Here is an 8,361-nt window from a genome sequence, read left to right on the forward strand (position 1 = left end):
ATAGACGTCTTATTTTGTATTTATTTAAATTTTTACATAAAAATATACGTTTTTATGTTGATTATTCCTTTTTCATTATGTTATCCTAACTAAGAAATTAAAAATAATTTTTTTTAAGGTTTATACTATTTTAATTAGGGGCTAGGATTAATGGTTGATACGTTAAAGAGCAAAGCTATGATTGAATTGAATAATATTAATAAATATTATTATGGTCCAAAAAAAGGACAAAGCTTTCATGCTCTAAAGAATTTAAATTTACAAATTGGCCAAGGACAGATTTTTGGTATTATCGGGAGATCAGGGGCAGGTAAATCAACTCTAATTCGTTTAATTAACTTGTTAGAAAGACCTACATCTGGTGAAGTTGTAATTGATGGTCAAGACATCACTAAATTAAGTACGAAAGAGCTTAACAAATTAAGACAAAAGATTGGAATGGTATTCCAACACTTTAATCTTTTAAGTTCTAAAACAATTTTAGACAACGTTATTTTTCCTTTAAAAATAGCTGGTGTTGATAAGTCATTATTAGTAGATAAAGCTACGAAATTACTAGAATTAGTTGGTTTAAAAGAGCATATTCATAAATATCCATCTCAATTATCAGGTGGACAAAAACAACGTGTTGGTATTGCTCGTGCTTTAGCAAATGATCCTAAAATCTTATTATGTGATGAAGCAACTTCAGCATTAGATCCAGAAACAACAAGTAGTATCCTTGAACTGTTAAAAGAGTTAAGAGATAAACTAAACTTAACTATTGTACTAATTACTCACTCAATGGATGTAATTAGAGAGATTTGTGACGAAGTTACTGTAGTTGAAGCAGGTGAGATTGCAGAGCGTGGTAAAGTTTTAGATGTTTTCTTACATCCTAAACACCCAACTACTAAAAAACTACTAGCAGAATCTGGTTTAGATTTAGAAAGTTGGAAATCATTTAAAGATGAATTCTCAGGCTATGTGCTTTTATTAACTTATAAAGGCGTAGATGCTGCAAGACCTATACTTGCTAAGATTGCTTTTGAGCTTGGCATTGAAGTTAATATTCTACAAGGAACAATTGGCACAATTACTGGGGTACAGTTTGGTCAGCTTATTGTTTCAGTTGATTGTGGTGCAGAGAAATATTTAGATCTTAAAGCTTTCCTTGCTAGAGAAGGTGTTACATTTGAGGAGTTATTTTAATGTCAGAGTTTATTGCAACACTTAGTAGCATTTGGGATTTAATTGATTGGGAATTGCTTGTAGAAGCAACGAGTGACACTTTATTAATGGTTATTATTACTGTATTTTTTACAGTACTATTTGGTTTACCATTAGGAGTTTTACTGTTCTTATTAAGTCCTGGTCAATTGCTAGAAAGTAAAAAGCTTTACAGCATTGTTTCTTTCTTAGTAAACGTTTTACGTTCAATTCCTTTTATTATTCTTTTAGTAATTGCTATTCCTTTAACTCAAGCTTTAACAGGCACAACAATTGGTGTTAAAGGTATTATTCCACCATTAGTTTTATCTGCAGCGCCATATTTTGCTCGTTTAGTACAAAACGTAATTAGACAATTAGATTTAGGTATAATTGAAGCATGTAAATCTATGGGGGCTACAACTTGGCAAACAGTTTATGGAGCAATCGTTCCTGAAGCAATTCCTGGCATTCTAGGAGCAATTACGGTTACAACTGTAGGTATCATTGGTTACACTGCAATGGGTGGTGTTGTTGGTGCTGGCGGTCTTGGTGACGTGGCAATTCGTTATGGTTACAACCGTTTTGAGCCGGTAATGTTATGGTCTACAGTACCAATTATTGTAATTATTGTTCAGTTAGTTGAATTTATCGGTGATCGTTTAATGCGTAAATTCGATCGTAAAAAATAACAGTTAATTGCAGTAATTAGAAATTACTGATTATAAAATTAACCTATGCAAATAGATCGCATCTGTTTAAGATGCGATCTATTTGCTATTATAGAGGTTTTATTTCATTAACTTATTTTATTCCTTTTTTTCATTATTAAAATTAAAGAAATAATAGGTTAGCAGTAAATATTATTAGTAGGTTCTTTCTGAAGGAAAGGGAAGAGTAAGAAAGAGATTACGTTGTTTGTTGATTTTTATTAGATTTTCAGTTGATTTTAAAGAGAAAACTGATAATTTTGTGGATTTTAAAATTAAAAATTAGCTTTAAATTAATTGTAAAATAGAAGTCTTTTTTGATAATTTGGTACATTAGAGGGTAAATCTAAATATTTTTTAAAATTTTTATTTAAAAAGCTTGTAAGTGTAATTATTTTTATGGTAAGCTATGATTAAGAAAAAAAGAAATAACTTTTAGCTTAGATATAAGTCAAAAAATTCTTTTAAAGTTAGCTTAATGGTCAATATTTAATTGATTAGTAAGTAAAAATAATAAGTATACAGTAATTTTGATTTACAGAGGTTTATATATGAAAAGATTTACTAAATTATCAACTGCTTTTGCTCTTTTAGCTGCTAGCTTCTCATCAACTACAGCATTAGCTAATCAAACTTTATCAGTAGCTGCTTCGGTTACTCCACACGCTGAAGTAATTAAATTGGTTGCTGATGATCTAAAGAAACAAGGCATTGACTTAAAAGTAGTTGAATTTTCAGATTATGTTCAACCGAACGTTGTAGTATACCAAAAACATGTTGATATCAACTTTTACCAGCATTTACCATACTTAGAAGTATTTAATGCTGAAAGAGGTTATGATTTAGTACCGGCTTTCCCGATTTTTATTACTCCGGTAGCTGTTTACTCTTCTAAAGTAAAAAATGTTCATGATGTAAGAGAGGGAGGTGTAGTTGCTATCCCTAATGATCCTACAAATGGTGCTCGTGCTTTACTTTTACTTCACAGCTTAGGTTTAATTAAATTAAAAGATCCTACAAATATTAAAGCTACTCCTCGTGATATTGTTGAGAATCCTAAAAAATTAAAATTTAGAGAAATCGAAGCTCCAAATTTACCACGAGTATTAAATTCAGTAGATCTTGATGTAATTAATACAAACTTTGCAGTACCAGCAGGTTTACATCCACTTAAAGATGCTATTGCAATTGAAGAAAATGATTCTCCTTATGCAAACTGGGTAGTAACAAGACCAGATAATGCAAACTTAGAATCAGTACAAAAATTAAAAGAAGCAATCTACACGAAAAAAGTGTATGATTTTATCTTAACAAAATTTAATGGTGCTGTAATTCCTGTATTCTGTCCACTAGATGAACCTGTAGAAGGTTGTAAAGTACCAGAGACAAATAAATAATTTAAATAACATTTAGCAATTAAACAAAGAATAAGTTTACTTAGGAGAATAAAATGAAATTTTATAAAACTTTAGCTACTTTTGTATTAGGTGCTGCAACTTTAACTTCAGCATACGCAAACCAAAAATTAGTTGTTGCAGCTTCTCCAGTACCTCATGCTGAGATTTTAGAATTTGTAAAACCAATTCTTGCTAAGCAAGGAATTGACTTAGAAGTAAAAGTATTTACTGATTACATTTTACCTAACAAGGTGGTTTCTTCAGGAGAAGCTGATGCTAACTTCTTCCAGCACCAACCATACTTAGACGCATATAATGTGCAGTACAAAACTGACATCGTAGGTGGTTTTCCAGTTCATATTGAACCGTTTGCTATTTACTCAACAAAATACAAATCTTTAGATGATTTACCACGTGGTGCTACTTTTGTATTACCAAATGACCCATCAAACCAAGGTCGTGCATTATTACTATTACAAAGCGCTGGTTTAATTACTTTAAAAGATTCTACTAAACTACTTTCAACAGAAAGAGATATCGCTGAGAATCCAAAAAAATTCAAAATTTTACCAGTTGAAGCTGCAAATATTCCACGTGTATACAAAAGTGCTGATTTAGGCTTAATTAACGCTAACTATGCTTTAACAGCTGGTTTAAATCCTGCTAAAGATTCTTTAGCTTTAGAAGTTGATGGTCCATATGCTAACTTTATCGCGTATCGTAAAGTAAATGCTGATGATCCACGCATTAAAGCTTTAGAAGCTGCTTTAGGTAGTAAAGAAGTTTACGATTTCATCGTTTCAAAATATAACGGTGGTATTGTTCCAGTTTTCAAACCTGCAGGTGAAAAATAATTAAAAATCTACAAAAAAGAGCTTTACTTATATAGTAAAGCTCTTTTTTTTCAAGGCAAAACTATGCTACTATAAATTATTGTTAAAAACTTAGAGAAGATTTGTTATCTTTTACACAAGTTTATGGTATTATTTTAATTTCTTAAATTTATTTTTTGAGGTCTATAGTTGTGCTAAATTTAGAAATTTATATTTCGTTTGGCCTATATTTACTCATCATTTTAGGTGTCGGAGTATTCGCATACTTTTCAACAAGAAATTATGACGATTATGTTCTAGGCGGCCGTAAAATGGGTGGGTTTGTAACAGCTATGTCAGCGGGAGCTACAGACATGTCAGGCTGGTTACTTTTAGGTCTGCCTGGAGCAATTTACATGTTTGGTCTATCTCAGGCATGGATTGCAATAGGTTTAACGTTAGGGGCTTATTTTAATTATCGTATCGTTGCAGGTCGTTTACGTACATTTACAGAACATTATAATAATGCCTTAACTCTGCCCGAATTCTTTGCAGCTAGATTCCCAAATAAAGCTAAGACTTTAAAACTTCTTAGTTCAACAATAATACTATTTTTCTTTACCATTTACTGCGCTTCTGGAGTTGTAGCTGGAGCTAAACTTTTTCAAAGTTTATTAGGAATGGACTATTCTACCGCTTTAGTTGCGGGAGCTCTAGCAACAATAATTTACACTTTTATTGGTGGTTACCTAGCTGTATCTTGGTCAGACTGTATTCAAGCGACTTTAATGATATTTGCTTTAGTGTTAGCTCCAGTAGTAATTCTTCTCCATTTTTCATGGGGTGATATTACTCAAGCTTTAGCTGATAAAACAAGTGTGACTAATATTCCTTATTCAAATATGCTGTTTAATATCTCTGGTTTAGGAGTTATTTCTTCTTTAGCTTGGGGATTAGGTTATTTTGGTCAACCTCATATTCTTGTTAGATTTATGGCTTCTGACTCTGTGCAGTCTATTAATAAGGCAAGAACGATTGGGATCATCTGGATGATATTATGTCTAGGTGGAGCTTGTGCTGTAGGTTATTTCGGTTTAGCTTACTTTACTCTACAAGGAATAGAGGTTCCTAGCGAAACTATTTTTATTGAGTTAGCAAAAGCAATCTTTAATCCTTGGGTTGTAGGGATTGTTCTTTCAGCAATTCTTGCGGCTGTAATGAGTACTCTATCAGCACAGTTTTTAATGTGTTCAACAGTTTTAACTGAAGACTTCTACCATGGTTTTATTCGCAAAAATGCTTCAGATCGTGAGTTACTATGGTTTGGTCGATTAATGATCTTAGTTGTAGCTCTAGGAGCTATTTATATAGCGAGAGATCCTAATTCTTCAGTTATGGACTTAGTAGTATATGCTTGGGCTGGTTTTGGCTCATCATTTGGTCCTTTAATTATTTTATCGCTTTATAGTAGAAGCATTAGCTGTAATGGCGCTTTAGCTGGTATGCTAGTAGGTGCTTTAACCGTTATATTATGGTCACCTGTAATGGAATTTTTAGGCTGGCATGATATTGCAAGTTTAAATGAAATGGTACCGGCTTTTATCTTATCTGCGTTTGTAACTTTATTATCTTCAATTTTCTCTAAGGTTGATAATGATATAGCAGTTAGATTTGATAAAGCAGCTGAAGACTATCAAGCTTTAAAAGATAAATAAAAATGTTTAATAAAAAATCCTCAGAAATAATTTTCTGAGGATTTTTTATTTTTCTAAATGGAAAGTCCCTCATAATATATGAGGGACTACACTAATTATTTAGTATTATTTAGTAGCTGGAGCTGTAGAAGCTTGAGGTTTAGCGTCTAAAACTTCAATTTCAAATTGTAATGTTGAACGAGGAGGGATAGCTTGGTTACCACGCTCACCGTATGCTAATGCAGGTGGAATTAATACTACAATTTTACCACCAACATTTAATTTAGTGATAGCTTCTGAGAAACCTGGAATTACACCATTTAGAGGGAATTCAACGCCTTCTTGGTTTTGGTCAAATACACGACCATCTACGAATGAACCTTTGTACTTAACTTTTACAGTATCAGTTGCTCTAATTTGTGCACCTTTACCTTGTTCTTCAATAATGTAAGCAATACCAGATTCATCTTTAACAGCGTTAGGGTTATCGCTTAGGAATTTTTCCATAGCTTCTTCACCAGCTTTACCGTTAGCTTCTGCTTGTACTGCTAAAGCTTCTAACATTACTTTTTGTGCACGTGCATTTAAGTAAGTATTTAAAGCTTGACCTTGTTCGTCAGTTAAAGTTGTAGCTTTACCGTTTACGAAGTTGTTAACACCTTCAGCAAATGCTTTTAGTTCATCATCGTTTAAGTTTAATTGAGTTTTTAAATCACTTAAAACTAAGATAGCTAATTCAGAAACGTTTTTTAAATCTTCTGTCGTACTCACGTTTGTACTCCCTTGATTATACGGTTGAGCAACATCTTGTTTTGTAGATGTTGATGTTGTCGCAGACTCTTTGTTACACGCTGTTAGTGCTCCAAGAGATAAAATAGTAGCAGCTAATAAAGTTAAAGCTGTTTTTGATTTGCCTGCAAAGAATTTCATATAATACCTAAAATTGTGACAATGATAAATAATTTACAATCATAATATACTGCTTTAACTTAGATTTTTCAAGTTTAGATATTTGTAGTATTATGAAAGTATAAAATTTTATTATCTTTTTTAGAAATATATTATATCAAAACACACAAGAATATGACGAATAAAAACGATTTAACTGCTCTAATTGAAGAAAATAACTATTTAAGTGATAGAGTTTTTCAATTAGAATGTATGCTAGGACAACAAGATATTGAAATAAGTAAGCTCGAGGGGTCGTATATAGATTTACAAAATCGTGTGCAAAATTTGGAGCGTAGCTTAAAAGTGTTATCTGATTATATCAAGGCGAACCAAAATCAAACCCAAATCGCTTCTGAAGCAGAAGAAACACCGCCACCTCATTATTAATTTGTAAAAAAAGAGCTTCTCAAGGGAAGCTCTTTAATATGCAGAAGAAAAAATATTAATATTTTTTATAGGGTTTGTATATTTTAGAATCGAGACGTAATTTTTTATACTCTTTTTCGTATAACTTAATTAGCTCTTGAGAAATCTTCGCTAAAAACTTAGAGTTTTGACTTTCAGGGTCATAAACCATTGAGATTTCACGTTTAGGATGATTTACAATTCTATTCACCTTTGCTCTGGCAGGGGTAGGTGAAAATAAACTTACAGCAGGAACAACACTTATTCCCATATTATGATGTACGATCATCTTTAAGGTATCAATAGTAGAAGCGTTATAACGTATGTCTGTAAGGTTATCAATACCTAAGTTAGGATTAGGTGATGTATTGCAAATATCTATAACTTGATCTCTTAGACAGTTGCTATCCTGAAGTAAGAAGATTTTACTATCTTTAATATCTTGGAGATTAATATCTTCTAAACTTAAATTTGGATTGTCCCTGTTGATTAAAGCTACTAACTCATCATCACCAATGTAAACAGTATTCATATCTTCTACAAGAGGATGGTTAGCAACTAAAGCAAAATCTAAGCTATTGTATTTTAACTCTTCACGAATTCGATTTGTAGTTAATTCTACTAAGGTGAAAGTATAATCTGAAAACTTATCTCTTAATTTATCGAGAATTGTATGTTCAAAGAATGGAGCAAAAGTAGGGATTACTCCAATAACAAATTCACCTTTTCCACCGTTAATTCTTTTTTGCTCATTAAAAGCCATATCAGATAGAAGTTTAAACTCATCTGAAATTTTTTCAAATTGTTCAATAATAGGCTTTGAGCTTGGAGTGAAAGTAATACTTCTTGAGTTTCTCTTAATAAGTTGTAAATTTAAAACCCTTTCAACTTTAGCAATTTGTCCACTAATGGTTGCTTGAGTTACATCGCATACTTCAGCTGCTTTTCTAAAGCTTTTCATACGATAAACAGCTAATAAGTATTTAATGTCTTTGAGTTGAATAGTTGAAAGATCTAAACTCATATATTTTGTAAATGTCGAAAAATTATAGCCAGTCTTAGAGTAGTAAATGGCTATAATAAATTAAATATTTAAAATTAAAATTATTAATAATAGAAACCAATTTATAAAATTATTAGCTTTGTTTCTATTATATCTCAAATTATGTAGCTTAATAAAGGTTTTTATTTAAATAAAGCACTC

General features: G+C 31.5%; 8 protein-coding genes. 6 read left to right on the plus strand and 2 right to left on the minus strand.

What is annotated here, in order from left to right:
• Positions 1-177: 177 nt before the first annotated feature.
• The 5 genes from CKF54_RS01920 to putP all read left to right on the plus strand — a co-directional run bounded on the left by CKF54_RS01920 (position 178) and on the right by putP (position 5,822).
• Positions 178-1,191, plus strand: coding sequence for a methionine ABC transporter ATP-binding protein (locus CKF54_RS01920; RefSeq protein WP_119524605.1), 1,014 nt, complete (start codon positions 178-180; stop codon positions 1,189-1,191).
• On the plus strand, positions 1,191-1,880 hold the full coding sequence (locus CKF54_RS01925) for a methionine ABC transporter permease (RefSeq protein WP_119524598.1): 690 nt from the start codon (positions 1,191-1,193) through the stop codon (positions 1,878-1,880). Before CKF54_RS01920 ends, CKF54_RS01925 begins: the two co-directional genes overlap by 1 nt.
• A gap of 569 nt (positions 1,881-2,449) precedes the next feature.
• Positions 2,450-3,295: a MetQ/NlpA family ABC transporter substrate-binding protein gene (locus tag CKF54_RS01930; protein WP_119524599.1), complete on the plus strand. Its 846-nt coding sequence runs from the start codon at positions 2,450-2,452 to the stop codon at positions 3,293-3,295.
• Positions 3,296-3,348: 53 nt separating this feature from the next.
• The gene (locus CKF54_RS01935) at positions 3,349-4,149 is read left to right on the plus strand and encodes a MetQ/NlpA family ABC transporter substrate-binding protein (protein ID WP_119524600.1); all 801 of its coding nucleotides are present in this window, start codon (positions 3,349-3,351) and stop codon (positions 4,147-4,149) included.
• 170 nt (positions 4,150-4,319) lie between these two features.
• Positions 4,320-5,822, plus strand: coding sequence for a sodium/proline symporter PutP (gene putP, locus CKF54_RS01940; RefSeq protein WP_119524601.1), 1,503 nt, complete (start codon positions 4,320-4,322; stop codon positions 5,820-5,822).
• 105 nt (positions 5,823-5,927) lie between these two features.
• Here the strand turns inward: putP and CKF54_RS01945 are convergent, their stop codons facing one another.
• Positions 5,928-6,731: an FKBP-type peptidyl-prolyl cis-trans isomerase gene (locus CKF54_RS01945; protein WP_119524602.1), complete on the minus strand. Its 804-nt coding sequence runs from the start codon at positions 6,729-6,731 to the stop codon at positions 5,928-5,930.
• 153 nt (positions 6,732-6,884) lie between these two features.
• Between CKF54_RS01945 and CKF54_RS01950 the strand changes: the two genes are divergently transcribed.
• Positions 6,885-7,139, plus strand: a complete 255-nt coding sequence (locus CKF54_RS01950) for a SlyX family protein (protein ID WP_119524603.1) — start codon at positions 6,885-6,887, stop codon at positions 7,137-7,139.
• Between the two features lie 55 nt (positions 7,140-7,194).
• On the opposite strand, the gene CKF54_RS01955 is transcribed toward CKF54_RS01950, so the two are convergent.
• Complete coding sequence (locus CKF54_RS01955) at positions 7,195-8,181, minus strand: LysR substrate-binding domain-containing protein (protein WP_119524604.1); 987 nt, start codon at positions 8,179-8,181, stop codon at positions 7,195-7,197.
• Between the last annotated feature and the right edge of the window lie 180 nt (positions 8,182-8,361).

The organism is Psittacicella hinzii (assembly GCF_003585885.1).
In the GTDB taxonomy this organism is placed as follows: domain Bacteria; phylum Pseudomonadota; class Gammaproteobacteria; order Enterobacterales; family Psittacicellaceae; genus Psittacicella.